Genomic DNA, 17,935 nt, shown 5'->3' on the forward strand with positions numbered 1-17,935 from the left:
GTTCCGCAAAGGCGCGCACTCTAGCACAAAGCGACCACGCCCTCACTTTTCTTTAAAAATTAAAAGCAACTTAACAAAACCAACAATCGGAGCCGGATCACAATAAACTTCATATTCACCTGACGCCATTTTTCGATAGCAGCAATCGCCTTGCAGGCATGGACAAGGGGCGGCCAAGTGGATGTAATGCCATTATCCGCTTTGCTCACCTTGAGGCCATGCTATGGACCATCTCTCTGCTCTTCCTCCGTTATCCTGGTCACAGCAACTGCGTAGCCAGATGCAAAGCCGCCCACTCACTGCTCTCGGCCTCTTTATCGCGCTGGCTGCCGTCTTGTTGCTGCTGTTGCAGAGTCTCATCATGCTCGCTACCGGTGAAGTGACCAGCCGCGTGCGCTACGGCCTGATCGGTGGTGCTGCCGGGTTTGCCGCCACCGCCATCGGCGCCCTGCCCGCTCTATTCCTGCGAGCGGTACCGCAAAAAGTGGAGGACACCATGCTGGGCTTTGCCGCCGGTATGATGCTGGCGGCCAGCGCCTTCTCCCTGCTGCTGCCGGGGCTGGAGGCCGCCGAGGGGATTACCGGCAACGGCTTTAGCGCCGCCGCCGTGGTGGTAGTTGGCATGACCCTCGGGGTGCTGTTAATGCTGGGACTCGATCAGTTCACCCCCCACGAGCACGACAAAACCGGCCCCTGCGGTCCCGGCCATGAGAGCTGCTCCCGGGTCTGGCTGTTCGTCTTTGCCATCGCCCTGCACAACCTGCCGGAGGGGATGGCCATCGGGGTCAGCTTCTCACAGGGGGATATGTCGGTGGGGCTGCCGCTTACCACTGCCATCGCACTGCAGGATATTCCGGAAGGATTGGCGGTGGCGCTGGCCATGTGCGCCGCCGGTTTTCGCCCCTCGGTGGCGGTGCTGGTTGCCATCGCCAGCGGCCTGCTCGAACCGGTTGGCGCCCTGCTCGGGGTCGGGCTTTCCAGCGGCCTTGCCATCGCCTACCCCATCGGACTTGGGCTCGCCGCTGGCGCCATGCTGTTTGTGGTCTCGCACGAGGTAATTCCGGAGACTCACCGCAACGGTCACCAGACCTATGCCACCCTCGGCCTGATGGCAGGCTTTGCCCTGATGATGACCCTCGATACCGCGCTCGGCTAAAGGCCCTCGCCGCGCCTCATCAATGCTTTTTGTCACCCGAGGCGCTCCCATATGGAGCGCCGCGTTTCATCTCTCCTTTCGCTTGCGCCTCTCGGCGTCGACGCCATCTTTTGTTATGATCTACAGCAACTTAAATTCAGCCACACGGCTATCAAGACGAGGTAAGCAATGAAAGTAGGTATTATCGGCGCCATGGAGCAAGAAGTAGCCCTGCTGCGCAGCCAGATGAGCAACCCCACCACCCTGCAACTGGGCGGCTGCGAGTTCTATCAAGGGATGCTGGCAGGCAAAGAGGTGATCCTGACCCGCTCCGGTATCGGTAAGGTCGCCGCCAGCGTGGCCACCAGCCTGCTGCTGGAAAAATTCGCCCCCGACTGCGTCATCAATACCGGCTCTGCGGGCGGCTTTGCACAGGATCTGCACATCGGTGATGTGGTGATTGCCAGCGAGATGCGTTTCCACGATGTGGACGTGACCGCCTTTGGTTACGAGATGGGCCAGATGGCGCAGCAACCCGCCGCCTTCCCCTGCGACGAGAAACTCATCGCGGTCGCTCAGGATTGCATCGCCGAGCAGGGCAAGCACCAGACCAAGGTCGGCCTTATCTGCACCGGCGATCAGTTCATGTGCAAACCGGACGCCATCGCCAAGGCTCGCGCCGACTTCCCGCAAATGCTGGCGGTCGAGATGGAAGGTGCCGCCATCGGTCAGGTGTGCCACATGTTCAAGGTGCCCTATCTGGTGGTACGCGCCATGTCCGATATCGCTGGCAAGGAACAGGTTGAATCCTTCGATGCCTTTATCGAAGTGGCCGGCAAGCACTCCGCCGAAGTGATCATCAAGATGCTCGGCAAGCTGTGATCGAGACCGGCTCGCTTGATTTGATGGCCGACGCCCTCCTTTCGACGACGGCGGCCATTCTGGTAGGTGCTGCTCTGCTGGAGGCGGTGATCCCGTGGCCATCCCATCTGCGTCTTTCGGCCGTCACGCCCCTGCTGACCCGGCTGGGGCACAAGGTACACAGACCCGATGGTTCACCCGGCCAGCAAATGCAGGCCGGACTGCTGGCAATGCTGGTAGTCTGGCTCCCCTGCGCCGCCGGGCTCTGGTCGCTGCGCAATCTGGCCCTGAGCGAGCCGATCTTCGACCTGCTGTTCTTGCTGCTGATGCTCGAATCCCGTCAGCTGCGCGAACTCGCCCATGCCACCCGCTCGCTCGCCACGCAGGAGACCCTGCCACTGGCAAGATTGCAGTCTGCCCCCTGGCTCAAGCGGGAGACTGGCAAGCTCTCGGCCATGGGGCTCGCCAAAGCAGTGACGGAGAGCTGCGCCCTGCGTCTGGTCGGCCAATGGGCTGGCCCCTTGCTGGGGTACGCTCTCGCGGGGGTACAAGGTGCACTGCTCTGGCGGCTGACTCAGCTGATGAGCCAGGGCTGGAGCATGAAGGATCCCGCGTTTGGCTATTTTGGTCGCGCCGCCAGCGCCCTCTATCAGGGGCTCAATGCACCCACCATCCTGCTGCTGGGGCTGCCGCTCCTGCTCCCACGGCTCAAGCAGGCCGCACAGCTGCTGCGAAGTGGCGCGCTCTGGCCCTATCCCGCCATGGGGATGCTGCTCACTCTGCTGGTAGACAAGTGCCGGATCCGCCTTGGTGGTCCTCGCTACTATCAGGGAACCTTGCAACGCTGGCCGATACTTGGCGGCGGTGATGACCCCGATGATGAGTCACCGCGCAAGGTGCTCAATATTCTGCAAGGAATTGGCTGGGGCTGGTTGATGCTGGCGCTGCTTGTCACTGTGGCGGGGTTACTTCATGGTTAGATGGTTGCGATTGCCGCTCTGGCTGCCCTGCGTGTTGCTTGCCTGGTTACCCGCTGCGCTGCAGGCCGCCACTCCGACCCGGGTGGTGAGCGTAGTACCCCATCTTACCGAGCTGCTTTATGACATCGGTGCCGGTGACAAGCTGGTCGCCATCGACGATGCCTCCGACTATCCTGCAGAAGTGAAAAACAAGCCCAAGGTGGCCAATTATCGCAGCATCAATGTCGAGGCGCTGCTGGCGCAAAAACCGGACCTGATCCTGGGCTGGCGCTCGGCCCAGTCACGAATGCTGGCACCGCTGGAACAGCTGGGTATCCCGGTGTTCTATTCTGAACCCACCGATTTTGCCTCGCTGGCGACCGAGATGCGGGCGCTGGGCAAATTGCTTGGAGTGGAGAAGAGTGCCAACGAAGCCGCCGATCGCTATCTGGCGCGCCTGCATTCCCTGCAACAGCGCTATGGCCAACCAACCGGTGTCAAGGTGTTCTACCAGCTCTGGTACCCACCGCTCACCAGCGTCAGTGGCAATGCCTGGCCGGCTCAGGCCATCGAACTCTGCGGCGGGATCAACATCATGGCGAATGCCAAGACCCCTTACCCTCAAGTGGACATGGAACAGGTGATCAGGGCCAACCCATCGCTGATCCTGGCGGGGAGTCAAGATCCTGACGCCCTGCGTCACTGGCGAAAGTGGCCAAATCTCGACGCGGTGCAGCATCAGCGACTCGATTTGATCAACTCAGATGAGCTGCACCGCTTCACCCCGAGAGCCCTCAATGCGGTGGAAGATATATGCAGGGCGATCAGAAAGTAACAAAAGCCAAAGAGACCAAGACCTGAGTGATGCTCTTGGCTTTAAAACCGTTTTTATGAATTGATCACACTCTTTACAGAAAAAGCTGGTACTTTATTTGCTAGCATATGATTCATCTACTGTTTTTGAGACGAGATGCCCACAATGTTCAACGATAAAACGCTACTCATAACTGGTGGCACTGGCTCGTTTGGCCAGCGATTGGTCAAGACAGTACTGGAACGTTATAAACCCAAACGCCTTATCATCTATTCTCGTGACGAGCTGAAACAGTTCGAGATGCAGCAAGAGTTCGACGATTCCTGCATGCGTTATTTCATTGGGGATGTCAGAGACGCCAACCGCCTTACCATGGCAATGCGTGGAGTGGATTACGTGGTTCATGCAGCCGCACTGAAACAGGTTCCTGCCGCAGAATACAACCCCATGGAGTGCATCAAAACAAATATCCATGGTGCTGAGAACGTCATCCAGGCGGCCCTGCTCAATCAAGTCAAAAAGGTTATCGCCCTCTCAACTGACAAAGCTGCCAACCCGATCAATCTCTATGGCGCCACCAAGCTCGCATCAGACAAACTCTTCGTGGCGGCCAACAACATTGCGGGGCAAGACCCCACCCGTTTTGCAGTCGTTCGGTACGGCAACGTTGTTGGTTCCCGCGGTTCTGTTGTTCCCTTCTTCCAAAAGCTGATTGATCAGGGTATTGATGCCTTGCCCATCACCCATGAAGAGATGACTCGTTTCTGGATCACCTTGCAACAAGGGGTGGATTTCGTCTTGGATAATTTTGGGCGGATGAAGGGGGGGGAAATATTCGTTCCCAAATTGCCATCTGTTCGCATCACAGATTTGGCCAGGGCCATGGCACCAAACCTGCCACACAAGATCATCGGCATTCGTCCGGGAGAGAAGCTCCATGAAGTGATGTGCCCTGCCGATGACTCTTATCACACCTTTGAATTTGATGACTTCTTCGTGATCGGCCCAACAATCAACTTCAATAATCGCAACAACGACTTCTCCAAGACAGCTGCGGGCGAAAAAGGAAAGATGGTCGAGCAGGGATTTGAATACAACTCTCGAAGCAACCCTGACTTTTTCTCCATTGAACAGCTACAGAAGATGAACCAGAGCAAGGTAGCAGAATGATCCCCTACGGCCGTCAATCTATCAGCCAGGCAGATATCGATGCTGTCGTGGAAGTGCTCAAGTCCGACTTCCTGACCCAAGGGCCGGTCGTTCCACGCTTCGAGCAAGCGGTTGCCGACTACTGTGGAGCTAAATTTGGAGTGGCGGTCAATTCAGGTACTGCAGCACTCCATATCGCCTGTCTGGCGCTGGGCGTTGGCCCCAGCGACTGGGTCTGGACATCCCCTATCAGCTTCGTGGCATCAGCCAATTGCGCTCTCTATTGCGGTGCACAAGTCGACTTCGTCGACATTGAGCCAGATACCGGCAACATGTGCGCAGTGGAACTGGAGAGGAAGCTGATTGCCGCCAAGGCGGAAGGGAAACTACCCAAGGTAGTAATACCGGTGCACTTTGCCGGCCTCCCCTGCGATATGCAGGAGATCCACCGCCTAGGGCAAGAGTATGGCTTTCGGATCATCGAGGATGCCTGCCACGCCCTGGGGGCTCGCTATCACGATGAACCCACCGGCAACGGCCGCTACAGCGACATCACCGTCTTCAGCTTCCACCCGGTGAAGATCATCACCACTGGTGAAGGGGGAATGGCCATGACCAACGACCCTGCGCTTGCCAAGACGATGCGCATGCTCCGTAGCCATGGCATCACCCGTGAACCGGAAGACTTTATCAATGAGCCGGACGGCCCTTGGTACTATGAGCAGCAGATGCTCGGCTTCAACTACCGTATGACCGATATCCAGGCAGCGCTGGGATTAAGCCAGATGCTGAAATTAGATGAATTCTTAACACAACGGAAAATAATTGAACATAAATATCAACAAGAAATAGATACATCACATGCTTCATTCTTGACAAAACTTAATGACAGGGAGTCAGCCAGACATCTAATGATCATTCTTGTCAACAAGAAAAAAAGGGATTTTTTATACAGCCATTTAAATAAAAATGGCATTGGGATAAACGTTCATTATATCCCTATATACTTGCAGCCATATTACAAAGAAAAGTATGAGCCACTTGTAAACGCATCGAAATTTTACTCAACATGTATGACTATCCCTATGTTTCCGGCACTGGGGGACAGGGATCTCAACATTACTATTTTAACTATAAATTCACTATTATGGACATAGCATATGTTGAATGAATCTACAAAAGAAAATTTACGAAGAAAATCAGGTTACATAGACATTGTCCAGATAGTTGAAGGACACCCCCTATTTAGTTGGATTGATATAAATGTAACTGAACTCTGCAATAGAAAATGCATTTTTTGCCCCCGGGTTGACCCTGATAAATACCCTAATCAAAATATACATATGAGCATAGATTTAGCTAAAGAAATTGGAAATCAACTTGAGATGCTAAACTATAACGGTGTAGTTGTGTTCTCGGGATATTCGGAGCCAATGCAATGTCCACATCTAGAAGAAATTATAGCTGCTTTTCCTAAAAAAATAAGATTAGAAATGGTGACCAATGGTGATTTTTTAAAGCCAGAGAAAATCAAAAGACTATATGAAGCTGGATTAAACTATTTTGTAGTAAGTATGTATGATGGTCCAGAACAAACTGAGAAGTTCAAAAAAATGTTTAACGATGCAGGCTTAAATGAAAATAGCTACATTCTGAGAGACCGTTGGCATAATAAAGAAGATAGTTTTGGGCTAAAATTAACAAACCGAGCTGGTACAATAACGATCGGTGATCAACCGGAAACAGAGCCAACCCACCCTTGCTATTACACGGCATACTCACTAACCATTGATTGGAATGGCGATGTAATGTTATGTATGCAAGACTGGAATAAAAAAATAAAATTTGGTAATGCGTCTCAACAACCATTGGTTGATATATGGAATAGCAAGGCACTCAATAGTTACCGTAAAAAACTAATCAATGGCAATCGAACATGCTCACCATGTTATAAGTGCAATACTGATGGCACATTACATGGACATAACCACGCAACTATTTGGAATGAAATACTAAAATGAGTAATACAAAAAATAATATTTTGTTCGACAATATTCACACCATAAAGAAACAAATGCATTTAGATGAGATGATGGTGAGAACATGTAGAGAAATCATTGCTTTAGATAATGACACCCCATTTTCAGATTCATGTACAATATGTGGTAGTCATTTGATCGAATACTTTACTGAGCGATATGGATTTACGCTTTCACGCTGTTGTGAGTGTGCACACATATTTTGCAATCCTATGCCAAATAAAAATCAGCTAGATTATTACTATAATAGTGAAATGAAAGATTTCGAAAATGAGTTCTTTATAGAATCATTTGAAAATAGAGTGCCAATATTTGAACGCAGGATTGATATTATCAAAAAATATCTTTCATGCGGAAAGCTATTGGATGTAGGTAGCGCAATTGGCATTTTCTTAACCGCCATAACACGGCAAAATTTAGCGTACGAATTATTCTCCTGTGACCCATCAGCGTCAGCTTGCCGCCTTATTGAAGAAAATTTTTGCAATGTCAAAACATTCCAATGCATGGTGGAAGATCTAAATATATCCTCGTACTTTGATGCTATTACTATGTGGGATACATTAGAACATGTAATGGCCCCAATAACTGTCGCAAATAAAATTCATTCATTACTTAAAAAAAATGGTTTTTGGTTTTTCTCAACACCGAATACTAGTAGTTTTGAATGGATGACGGCAGGTGACAAGCATGTCCAAATTCTTCCTCCTGGGCATATTAATTTGTTTAACCTATCGTCAATAGATATTTTATTAAAAAAATCTGGCTTTAAATTAATAGAAACTCACACCTTGAATGGCTCATTAGACATCAGCTATGTACAAAAATTAATTAAATCATCACCATCATTTCAAAAAAGCTTAGGTGCCTTTTTAAATAGCCATATTACTGATCAAAATTTCGCAGATCTGTTTGCTGATTTTTTGGTAAAAACAAAAACTGCTGGAAATATTTTTGTAATCGCACAAAAAGAGGGCTAATAACATATGGAAAAATATACAATACATCATGCTGATTACGAAAAAGATGCGACTAAATATATATCGTCCAAAGGAGCGTTTTTAATAAATGAAAATGGTAGTTCCATTTTTGATGCCGGTCTGGGTGCGGGAAGTCAAATTCTTGGACATTGCCATGACGATGTTATTCATTCATTAAAAGAGCAAGCGGAAAGAGGCATACTCTTTTTAAAAAATAATCCTCAAATACATTTATTAGCAGAGCAACTTAGCTGTGTACTCCCTCATGAGTTAAAGAATTTTGTTTTTTGCAATAGCGGTTCAGAGGCCACACAAAGAGCAATAAGATATGCAAGAGCAGCCACAAGTAAGAACAAAATAGCCAGTTTTCATGGTGGCTGGCATGGTATGAATGAATGGACACTACAAGACGATGGTGGTCGTTTTGGTGGACAAGACATAAGATTACCAAGCGGTATTCCATTATCTATTCTCGAACACAGCATTTTACTTCCATATAACGACCAACTAGCATTTGATATATTATCTCAAAATAAGAACCAGCTAGCGGCAATCTGTATAGAGCCAATTCAAGGTTCAAACCCAAGAGGGGATATAATTTCATTTCTAAAAAAAATAGAAGCATTCTGTAAAGATAATGGTATTCTAGTCATTTATGATGAGATCATAACAGGCTTCAGATTAGGGATCGGTGGTGCCTGCACCAAATGGAAGCTTAATCCAGATATCGTCACTTACGGTAAAATTTTAGGTGGAGGATTACCTGTAGGTCTCGTCGCATTTACTGATGAAGTATCACAATTAACGTTCAAAAATAAAGAAAAAAGAATTCTTTCAGGTGGAACATTTTCTGCCAACCCATTAATGGCAACGACGGCATGCGCAGTTATTAACTGCTTAAAGCATAGAGACTATTCTTTGATTGACAATCTAGCATCCACCCTTCGAGAGCAAACAAATAAGAAACTAACTGAATTAGGCATCCCCTGTCGCCTGTCTGGAGAAGCATCGATTAATAGATTGTATTTTACTGATATCCCCATACAAAACAGGGCGCATAGAGACCAAGTCGAATTGGATACCACTATTCAGCAACGTTTTCGTGAGAACATGATGAAACTGAATGTTCTTTGGCCGACCAATGGTATTATTTTTACTGGATTCTGTCATAATAAAGAGATGATAACAGAATTTGGTTCCAAAATAATTTCAGCATTACAGATAACGTTGGAATAAAATATGTTTAAACTTCACTTCAAAACTTTAGCATATAAGTTCTATGCACCATTATTATTTAAAGCAATGAAGTTATATGGCAGAATAATGTTTTCCTTACCTAAAGAAGATCAGATGGAAATCGCGTCTACATTATGGGACCGTTTTCTTGCAAAGAAATTCTTATCTGAGCATTGGCAGGTAAATGGTACAGCTGCATACCAACTACCATGGGAAAAAAAATCAGAAAAAATATATATTTTAGGTTGTGGCAGCAGTATTAACAACATTACTGATGAAGAGTGGGATTTAATTAGTAAACATGATAGTATTGGAGTTAATTATTTTTACTTCCATGATTTCAAACCAACTGCACATTTTGTTGAATTAGGGAAATCTCAAGCGGCTTTCAATTGTATTCATGAGTTTTTATTATGTAACAAAGAAAGAAACGAACCTGTTTTTATGCAGATTAGGCATCTAATTTACAATGAGACAAGGCTTAAATCGAATAAAGAACGTGTTCATTTGTACTCTCCGACAACCATGCAGAGCAAGAACACACATATATTAAAAAAGTATTTAAAATTATTTTATTTCCCACCTTCTAAGAATAAACCATTGATCCATCATTGCTCAACACTTGATTGCGTTATAAATTTTGCAGTTCGACAAGGCTATAAAAAAATTTGTTTGGTTGGGGTTGATCTAAATAACAACCAATACTTTTGGGATGCATTTCCGAAAAATATCCACTACAATAAAGCTATTGATGCAGTAAATGAAGACTACGCTGCTGTAAATTGGAGTAGAGATGAAGACACTTGCCATGCAACCGTAAACACGGTATTGACGGACAAGTATAACTGTCTAGATTTGGTTACATACCTCAAACTGCTAAACGATACTATTTTTAGTACAAATGGCATCGACTTGGTAGTTTCAAATAAGACCTCTCTGTTGGCGAGCTATTTTTCATATCAGTCGATAAGTGACTTTTCAAACTACAAGAGTGAACATTATGAGTAAATCAGGCAGTTATATTTTCAAAGAGATTAACGATAAACTAGTCTTCGTTGGTGATTTTGAAAGATTTTATCAGGAAGATAACGACCCTTGGGGGCAATCAGCCTCATCTGAAATGAGTATATATTACCAACTATCACGTCAAAGACTGATGTCAATACTATCTACAATTAAAGAAAAATCTATGATAGTCGAAGTTGGCTGCGGCTTGGGATATGTGACAAAACTAATTTCAGATGGATTTCCACAAAACAATAACATTGTAGGGCTAGACATTAGCGAGACAGCCATAAACAAAGCCAAACTGTTATTTCCAGACTTAAAATTCATTTGTGCTGACATAACATCACCACGCTTTAAATATGACTTTGGACATGTTCGCGCGAATGTTGTCATTCTAAATCAGTTACTTTGGTATATCCTTGAGTCTCTTCCGAACGTTATGGCGAATATCTACTCCACTTTGGAGGATGATGGATTTTTAATCATATCGAATGCTTTTGCGCGAGAACAAAGATATGGTACTGAATTCATTGATCACTTCCATGGGGCAGCTCATTTTTTTTCAAAACTAGATGGCTTCAAACTGATTCATGCCTGCTTCTACAACGATAATGAAGAACACGATGACGCTCATTTCTTACTTAAAAAATGTAGTTAAACGCATTATGTTTTTATATGTACAGATCTAAATAGCCGTTCCGAATAGTAGATCACAAGATGTAGGGAACTCAGTCCAGTTTGGTGTGTACAGATCTAGTTATCACGGCATTGTTTCCCAAATCAGCCAGCAGTCATGACTTCCCCTGCCCTTGGTGACCGTTACACTCGGGGCTTTCTGACAGGCATGCCCAGTGTATTCAGCTTGTTTATGGCGCTTACATACGCCATGACTTCTCCCACTTGGCCGTTGTAGTTACGCAGACTGATTTTTCCCGCCAGCAACGGCTTGAACCGATACATTGCCGTCTCTGCCAGCGAGCGACGGTGATACCCCGATATCTTCTTCCAGTGCGCCAGCCCTTCCTTGCGCATTACCAGCACAGCCTCATTTCTTGGATGTCCCTTTTTCCAGAGTCCAGTGTTCTTGCGAGGCGGGATACAGGCTGTCGCCCCTTTGCACGAGATAAGCTGATGGCTGGCATTGCTGTCATACGCGCCATCCGCATAAACACGTCCCAGCTTACGCCGCAGTAGATTGAGTAAGGTTGGCACATTCTCCAATGACACTTCTGCTGCCACGATATCGTGGGTCACCGGGTCTACCGCCAGCTGCAACTTGCGCCACACTCGCCGTTTCTCGGCGCCGTGTTTTCTGACCTTCCACTCGCCTTCACCAAATACCTTCAGGCCGGTCGAGTCGATAACTAGGTCGGTAATGCCTCCCTTTGGGGGCTGTCGATAAGCCACTGTCACCGTGCGTGCTCGCTTGCTGACACAGCTATATTCCGGTGCACACAGCGGTACATTCATCAACTCGAACAGGGAGTCGAGTAGTCCCTGTGTTGCTCGCAGAGTGAGGCTGAAAATCCCCTTGAGCATCAGGAAGGTTGCTGATGCAGATTTGAAGAGGATGGTGGTGATCAGATCACCGAACCCTCAGTTAGTTCCATTCAAGCTGCATCGATTTGGGAAACAACGCCCTAATAACCATTAATATTACATTTATAGTTCTCCACCATATCAACCAAATATGAATACCCTAAAAGTTCAAATCTTGCTGTTGGTGTATATGCATCTTGTACATATGGAAAACCGCCTACCACTTTTAAAAACTCACACTGAGCATCAGGACGCAACTCAGACAACTGCCCCCATAAATACTCTATAGAATTATAATTAGCCGACTTTATTGTTCCGTCTATCAAAAGTGGCGTTTTATAATCTTCATCCTTCACAAGGATGAGCATTCTATTTAAGAAACGCTGTAAATCATCATTATTAAACACAAGACCATTCTCTTTTAAAGCTAACACAGCACGAATATCTAGTGAGGCATGATCTATATCCACATAGTCAGGCGAAGATGATTTTTCTTGACTAGGAGTGTTCTTGGATAACTGTCCCTTACTCCATCCATCCCTATACATTCCCCACCAATATGGCCAAAGGTAGGAATTGCTATCCTCTACATATTGCAAATGTCTTTTAAATAACTTACCTAGTGAAGTTGCTATCTCCAGATATTTATCATCATGAGAGATTATAGCGTAATTTATAAGAGGTCTTACATACGCGTTCATCATATTAAAAGGTAGGTTTACTCTGTCATATTTATAACCATCCCCATCAGGAAAAGTGTAATAAGCCTCTCCTTTTTTAATAATTCCTAAAACATCAGAATCATAATTATAAAACTGTTTATGATGATGCGCATAATTATTTTGAAAAACCTTCTTCAAGTCATTCAAATAATTAGGATAGCGTTTGTTCAATTCCTGACTTGATGCAATTTCTTTTGCCAACATAAGTAATGAATCAAGAATTATTGCATCATGAACAAGAAATGATGTGGCCTTATTATTGTTAGAGAACACTTTAACGTCCCAACCTGACTTCGTATCATCATGAGATACACTTCTATCATTCGATCTGATTATATGCGAAGCCCTTTCTGCTGCTATATATAAGTATGATATGTCAGATGTTTTTTTATACATATTAATTAGAGATAGTATCACCGGAGATTCAGTGATAGACAGCATTGCATAGTCATTATTATAAATAGAAAAACCAGTGATTGGAGGTGAATATCTTTCAAGAAGTGCTTTATAGGTGATAACTGAATCACCAGGTGTTTTTTTAACGAGATTCACACCATTGTTAGATAAAAAAACATCCTTTCCGCTTATGCAGGTTATATCTGTTTTCTCGTAATTATCATTTATCGCCGCAGTACAAAAACTATCTCGATGTCTTTTTATTTCAAATAAGACACCATTATTCTTGGTTAATATGTTTTGAATGAAAGAATCATCTTCATAAAATGTACTTACAACCTTCCCATTCTCTATGAAATCTATTTCAGATCGCTGCTGGTCATAATTTTTCTTTACTACAGCAACCACCCCCTTAGGCAACACTGTGTAATCTGTTATTGTATTTGGATATATACTCGACAATACCTCCTCTTCCGCTGCATTAGTCGTCAATCTCATACGCATTATTTTAATTTTTCGATCTTTACTTGAAATATCATCTTGATACCAATATATATACTCTCCATTGATCATCGGTTTTCTATGGATTGATGAGTCACTCCCAATGATAACTCTATTTTTTCTTACCCTATCCATAACAACTACTCGATCACCACTTCCATTTGGTTCAAAATTAACCCAATAGATATAGCTAAGATCTCTGCTAGCACCTAGTTGCCATTTAATTCCAGGAATACCTAATGATATATTCTCTGAGTGGTTATTATCATGATAAAGAGAGATATAGTTTTTATCCGGTGCATTCCATTCTATTGTCACTCTGGAGTGTTTATCACCAACAACTTCAGTCACAAGAGGTTTAATTAATATTTTTATATCAAACTTACCATTGTTAACCTTATAACCACCAGTACTATCTGGCCAACCAAATACAGTGCCATTTTTATAAAAAAGACCATGACCTAAGTCTGTGAACGGCATACCATCACTTTCTTTTAAAATTGAAACTTTGACATACTCACCAACTTTGCCATTAACCACAATTTCTTTTTTATTAAAAAGGAATGTCGCAGACATAAGCAGTAACACTAAAAAAACAAAATAAGTACATTTACCTTTCAAAATCCCCTCCCACCCCAAAATAGTCCGATGATATCAGATGATATTATCATTTCAAAACTTTAATTTAAAACTGATTTATCGAAATAGCTCATCATGTGCAACATATAATACACGCCACAATAGCCAAGTCTTATAAAATTACGGACCAACATTAACTTTTTATAGATATGATATTCATATTGCACAAACACACATTCCTTCGTTGGGTTAGAAGGGCATTGCCTCATCTGAAAGAAACTGATGGAGAGTGAAGAGCAACATGGCATGTACAGATCTAGTTATCACCTGACACCGGCCTCAAACCGGTGTCTTGTTTACGCTACTTTAGTGCACATGTATGGAAATGGTATTCACCTGACAGTTGACCCAAAAGGGAGTGGTCATACGGCTTCAAACCGGATAACAAAACGGTACCCCTACCGTGTTATCTGGAGTCACCGTATGACCACCAACGAGAAAGTAGCACGTCGCAAACTCAGCCTGCTAGAGCTCGCCAAAGAACTCAATAACGTCAGCAAAGCCTGCAAGCTCATCGGCTACAGCCGTCAGCAGTCTACGAAATTCGCCGTAATTACCAGACCTATGGCGCCGAGGACTTGCTCGATAAACAGCCCGGTTGTAAAGGGGCTCATCTCAATCGGGTTGCGCCCGAGATTGAACAGGCCATCCTCGATTACTCCCTCACCAGACCAACCCATGGCCCGCTGCGGGTCGTCCAAGAACTCGCTCTGCAGGGCATCAATGTCAGTGCCGGTGGCGTGCGTGGCGTATGGCAACGGCACGACTTGCTCTCCAAACACGACCGCTTGTTGCGCCTAGAGAAAACCCACCGTGAGCAGACCATTGAGCTCAATGACGAGCAAATTCGCCTGTTAAAGCGCTTCAGCCCCGAGTTTCGTGAACGCCAGATTGAGGTTCACTACACCGGAGAACTGGTGGCGGTCGACACCTTCTTCGTCGGCGCACTCAAGGGGGTGGGCAAGGTGTATCTGCAAACCGTACTGGACTGCTACAGTCGCCACGCACCAGCAAGCTGCAGGTAACCTCGGTTCATGTGCTCAATGAAACGGTACTGCCGTTCTTCGAAGCCCATGAGGCTCGGGTCTAGACCATCCTGTCGGATAACGGGCGCGAGTTCTGTGGACGACCTGACCACCATACCTACGAGCTGTTCCTGCACCTGGAGGGGATTGAGCACCAAACCACCAAGGTACGCAGGCCACAGAGCAACGGCTTTATCGAGCAGCTACATCGAACCTTGCTGGATGAACACTTCCGTATCAAGGGTGGACGACCTGGTATGAGTCGGTGGTGCAGATGCAGACAGACCTGGACAGCTACCTGGATCACTACAACACCCAGCGGCCACATCAGGGCAGGATGATGGAAAAACAGACTCCCTACTGCATGTTCAAGAAGGGTCTGAAATTGATACCAAATGAAGTGCGCACTAAAGTAGCGTAAACAATACACCGGTTTGAGGCCGGTGTCAGGTGATAACTAGATCTGTACACAATGCCGTGATCTACTATTCGGAACAGCTATTTAGCATAATTTTGTGGATTTCCACCACATCTGAAGCACTAATTATATTAAACAACATCAATATCGGAACTCATGCTTTTCACTAACGTATATATCTCTTGATAGTAGGCATCAGACGCGATAATGACGGCATTGATTTTTGTAAAATTAATTTTATCGGGCATTAAAATTGGTATTTTGCATGTACATTTTTTTTTGGTGTAATCTTTATCAAAAAAACATACTGGAGTTATATCTGCCGCTTGCAATATATTATAAATCCTGCGACCTATATCGCCAGCGCCATATATAGCAAATCTATTGTTATGTTTTTTGCCAAGAGATAAAATCTTATATAGTCTTTGATCATCAAAGCGATATCCAGCTCCTAACAAATACATTCTATAATCAAGCAATTCTTGAGGTTTTAAGACCAGAGACGAACTTGCTGACTTGACTATCGATTTGAGCAATTGATAGAGTGGGAATAACTCAGTATGCTTCTGTATTGTACCCAGCAGGAACTGTAGCTCCCCTAGATTCAATAATTTTTTTGAACTAACAACAATAGTCATAAGATCCATAATCAGAGTCTCAAGTTCATGAGGCATAGATATAGGCCTTTTATCTAATCTCAATGACAATCCTGCTAATATAGGGATGATATATGAAAAGGACATATCAACATTATATTTAAGCATGGTTGACACATTGTATAACCATACATCAAAGATTGCCTTTTTCATTTTCTCGGTATTAGTAGACATTGAACCATCGCGCCGATGATATGCAACACCAACTTTATGCAAACTTATAAAGTCGACTTTATTCAATGCCATTCTAAATATCAGGTCATAGTCCTCACATCCTCCATTCGTTCTTTCGGTGATGTCAAAACCAGAAACATCTATCAAATCACTCTTATGAAACAGAAACGAATGCACGGGAGCTAAGTTATCAATCATCAATGCAGGAATTACATCACCGAAAGCAGGATATACATCTCGAGATATGCCACTATTTTCATTAATCTCTTTATAACCAATTACACTGACTACTCCTGATGATTGACTTATACACGCAGCTTGTGCTATTAAGCATCCGGGTAAAAGAGTATCATCGGCATCAAGAAATTTGATCAGTTTACCTGCCGCATTATCTATCCCAGTGTTTCTTGCTGCTGACAAGCCTAAGTTTAATTGCCTGATCAACTGTATAGAAAACGAATATTCTATAGCAGGCAGTGTGACAGGGGTTACTGAACCATCGTCGACGATAATAACTTCCAAGGGGTGATATTTTTGTTGCTGGATAGAATCGAGAGCACGCTCAAGATACTCTTCTTGCTGGTAACATGGGATAATTATGGAGATCAACATATGTTTTATCTCTAAATAAAATCAATTGATAATATAAATATTAAAGATCACATGATATGTATTATACCCATGTGCATGTAAATCATTTTTTTCTTAAAACAGTGATGCAGTCTATATGTGCAACTCCCCAATCAATGATATTTTGGCTTATAACATCGAAGCCATGATGCTTAGCTATAAAAGCAACATCATCCTTAGATATATTACTTCGTCCATTTATATTCAAACTCCACAAATCAAAGACACTTATCTTACTAGTTAATGCTGCCAGGTTAGAATGATGCATAAGCACATATCCGCGCCGTTGTAATACCCGACTAAATTCACAGAGATAGAAATCAATACTCTTATATGAAAAGTGAACCATCGCATCCCATGAGTAAACTAGACTAAGTGAACTATCAACTATCGACAGAGCTCCAGCCGTATTGCACTGGACCTGCACATTTGGATATTTAGCAAAGCGTTCACGACAGACATCAACCGCTTTAGTGCTGGCATCAATCAGCTGTAAATGTTGACAACGCTCCTGCATCAGCTCAGCAATGCGTCCTTCTCCACAGGCAAAATCCAGAACATTGCTATAGTCTAACTCTCCTTCCAGTTTTTCAAGAATAGGCTTTATAAATTTATTATATTGATCCTGAGCAGCAAGTTCGGCTGACTTGTAATAAGCTCCCCAGTCATAAGCAGCTGGAGTAGCACTCAATCTTGCTTGGATGAAATCAAGTACATCAACCTCTTGTGCATCTTCTATCGTGATCAACTTGGAAGCAGCAACACCTCTCGTTATTAAATACTCAGTCATCTCATTTTTAAATGCCTGCGATGCGATTATAATTTGCTCTGGTTGCTGCCAGTCCATCATATTTGGGGGAAGACAAATCAGTTTCCCCTGCTGTCCTTTTGATTCAAATTTTTGGTCTACTAGCCAATCGACTTGGCAATAGTTGATAGCACTTAGTTGACTTAAAAAGCTCTTGCTTATCTCACCAGCACCATAAATGGCAATAGTCGCACCTTTATTGACTCTATCAAAAGGAAACATTATTAAATTCATTATATCATCCTG

14 protein-coding genes and 2 pseudogenes are annotated in these 17,935 nt (G+C 44.6%); 12 read left to right on the forward strand and 4 right to left on the reverse strand.

Translation table 11 applies throughout. The features are described from left to right. Window positions 1-223 precede the first annotated feature (223 nt). The 11 genes from I6L34_RS02065 (at window position 224) to I6L34_RS02115 (ending at window position 10,839) form a co-directional block, all read left to right on the forward strand. Window positions 224-1,156, forward strand: a complete 933-nt coding sequence (locus I6L34_RS02065) for a ZIP family metal transporter (protein WP_216955489.1) — start codon at window positions 224-226, stop codon at window positions 1,154-1,156. Window positions 1,157-1,324: 168 nt separating this feature from the next. Further along, window positions 1,325-2,017 (forward strand): 5'-methylthioadenosine/S-adenosylhomocysteine nucleosidase, encoded by a 693-nt coding sequence (gene mtnN / locus I6L34_RS02070; RefSeq protein ID WP_040067225.1) that lies wholly within the window; start codon window positions 1,325-1,327, stop codon window positions 2,015-2,017. Beyond that, on the forward strand, window positions 2,014-2,976 hold the full coding sequence (locus I6L34_RS02075; RefSeq protein WP_058059951.1) for a cobalamin biosynthesis protein: 963 nt from the start codon (window positions 2,014-2,016) through the stop codon (window positions 2,974-2,976). Before mtnN ends, I6L34_RS02075 begins: the two co-directional genes overlap by 4 nt. Further along, window positions 2,969-3,790, forward strand: a complete 822-nt coding sequence (locus I6L34_RS02080; RefSeq protein ID WP_058057020.1) for a cobalamin-binding protein — start codon at window positions 2,969-2,971, stop codon at window positions 3,788-3,790. The genes I6L34_RS02075 and I6L34_RS02080 overlap by 8 nt, the downstream gene beginning before the upstream one ends. 144 nt (window positions 3,791-3,934) lie before the next feature. Further along, entirely contained in the window at window positions 3,935-4,939 is a 1,005-nt protein-coding gene (gene pseB, locus I6L34_RS02085; RefSeq protein ID WP_058057002.1) for a UDP-N-acetylglucosamine 4,6-dehydratase (inverting), read from the forward strand. Then, a complete protein-coding gene (gene pseC, locus I6L34_RS02090) occupies window positions 4,936-6,075 on the forward strand; it encodes a UDP-4-amino-4,6-dideoxy-N-acetyl-beta-L-altrosamine transaminase (RefSeq protein ID WP_058057003.1) in 1,140 nt (379 codons plus the stop codon). The genes pseB and pseC overlap by 4 nt, the downstream gene beginning before the upstream one ends. Before the next feature lie 3 nt (window positions 6,076-6,078). Continuing rightward, window positions 6,079-6,939 carry a radical SAM/SPASM domain-containing protein gene (locus tag I6L34_RS02095; protein ID WP_075115158.1) on the forward strand — a complete coding sequence of 287 codons (861 nt, stop codon included), beginning with the start codon at window positions 6,079-6,081 and terminating at the stop codon, window positions 6,937-6,939. Then, a complete protein-coding gene (locus I6L34_RS02100; RefSeq protein WP_075115159.1) occupies window positions 6,936-7,937 on the forward strand; it encodes a class I SAM-dependent methyltransferase in 1,002 nt (333 codons plus the stop codon). The genes I6L34_RS02095 and I6L34_RS02100 overlap by 4 nt, the downstream gene beginning before the upstream one ends. 6 nt (window positions 7,938-7,943) lie before the next feature. Then, entirely contained in the window at window positions 7,944-9,173 is a 1,230-nt protein-coding gene (locus tag I6L34_RS02105) for an aminotransferase class III-fold pyridoxal phosphate-dependent enzyme (RefSeq protein ID WP_081042832.1), read from the forward strand. A 3-nt stretch (window positions 9,174-9,176) separates the two neighbouring features. Beyond that, window positions 9,177-10,181: a hypothetical protein gene (locus tag I6L34_RS02110; RefSeq protein ID WP_141108818.1), complete on the forward strand. Its 1,005-nt coding sequence runs from the start codon at window positions 9,177-9,179 to the stop codon at window positions 10,179-10,181. Then, entirely contained in the window at window positions 10,174-10,839 is a 666-nt protein-coding gene (locus tag I6L34_RS02115; protein WP_075115161.1) for a trans-aconitate 2-methyltransferase, read from the forward strand. The genes I6L34_RS02110 and I6L34_RS02115 overlap by 8 nt, the downstream gene beginning before the upstream one ends. Before the next feature lie 161 nt (window positions 10,840-11,000). On the opposite strand, the pseudogene I6L34_RS02120 reads toward I6L34_RS02115, so the two are convergent. Together I6L34_RS02120 and I6L34_RS02125 are read right to left on the reverse strand one after the other, a co-directional pair. Continuing rightward, a pseudogene (locus I6L34_RS02120) lies at window positions 11,001-11,729 on the reverse strand (IS5 family transposase); the annotation flags it as partial. 92 nt (window positions 11,730-11,821) lie between these two features. Then, window positions 11,822-13,960, reverse strand: coding sequence for a hypothetical protein (locus tag I6L34_RS02125; protein ID WP_156808806.1), 2,139 nt, complete (start codon window positions 13,958-13,960; stop codon window positions 11,822-11,824). A 441-nt stretch (window positions 13,961-14,401) separates the two neighbouring features. Between I6L34_RS02125 and I6L34_RS02130 the strand changes: the two are divergent. Beyond that, window positions 14,402-15,424 (forward strand): annotated as a pseudogene (locus I6L34_RS02130) (IS481 family transposase). 128 nt (window positions 15,425-15,552) lie between these two features. Here the strand turns inward: I6L34_RS02130 and I6L34_RS02135 are convergent. Both I6L34_RS02135 and I6L34_RS02140 read right to left on the reverse strand, forming a co-directional pair. Beyond that, a complete protein-coding gene (locus I6L34_RS02135) occupies window positions 15,553-16,863 on the reverse strand; it encodes a glycosyltransferase family A protein (protein ID WP_019446022.1) in 1,311 nt (436 codons plus the stop codon). An 82-nt stretch (window positions 16,864-16,945) separates the two neighbouring features. Continuing rightward, complete coding sequence (locus I6L34_RS02140) at window positions 16,946-17,923, reverse strand: class I SAM-dependent methyltransferase (RefSeq protein WP_019446023.1); 978 nt, start codon at window positions 17,921-17,923, stop codon at window positions 16,946-16,948. Window positions 17,924-17,935: the final 12 nt, after the last annotated feature.

It is taken from the genome of Aeromonas sp. FDAARGOS 1404 (assembly GCF_019047085.1).
Lineage (GTDB): Bacteria > Pseudomonadota > Gammaproteobacteria > Enterobacterales > Aeromonadaceae > Aeromonas > Aeromonas veronii.

Bases quoted from the DNA above. Each gene is read 5' to 3' on its own strand.
- I6L34_RS02065 (WP_216955489.1), top strand. From the start codon at position 224: ATGGACCATCTCTCTGCTCTTCCTCCGTTATCCTGGTCACAGCAACTG.
- mtnN (WP_040067225.1), top strand. From the start codon at position 1,325: ATGAAAGTAGGTATTATCGGCGCCATGGAGCAAGAAGTAGCCCTGCTG.
- I6L34_RS02080 (WP_058057020.1), top strand. From the start codon at position 2,969: ATGGTTAGATGGTTGCGATTGCCGCTCTGGCTGCCCTGCGTGTTGCTT.
- pseB (WP_058057002.1), top strand. From the start codon at position 3,935: ATGTTCAACGATAAAACGCTACTCATAACTGGTGGCACTGGCTCGTTT.
- pseC (WP_058057003.1), top strand. From the start codon at position 4,936: ATGATCCCCTACGGCCGTCAATCTATCAGCCAGGCAGATATCGATGCT.
- I6L34_RS02095 (WP_075115158.1), top strand. From the start codon at position 6,079: ATGTTGAATGAATCTACAAAAGAAAATTTACGAAGAAAATCAGGTTAC.
- I6L34_RS02100 (WP_075115159.1), top strand. From the start codon at position 6,936: ATGAGTAATACAAAAAATAATATTTTGTTCGACAATATTCACACCATA.
- I6L34_RS02105 (WP_081042832.1), top strand. From the start codon at position 7,944: ATGGAAAAATATACAATACATCATGCTGATTACGAAAAAGATGCGACT.
- I6L34_RS02110 (WP_141108818.1), top strand. From the start codon at position 9,177: ATGTTTAAACTTCACTTCAAAACTTTAGCATATAAGTTCTATGCACCA.
- I6L34_RS02115 (WP_075115161.1), top strand. From the start codon at position 10,174: ATGAGTAAATCAGGCAGTTATATTTTCAAAGAGATTAACGATAAACTA.
- I6L34_RS02135 (WP_019446022.1), bottom strand. From the start codon at position 16,863: ATGTTGATCTCCATAATTATCCCATGTTACCAGCAAGAAGAGTATCTT.
- I6L34_RS02140 (WP_019446023.1), bottom strand. From the start codon at position 17,923: ATGAATTTAATAATGTTTCCTTTTGATAGAGTCAATAAAGGTGCGACT.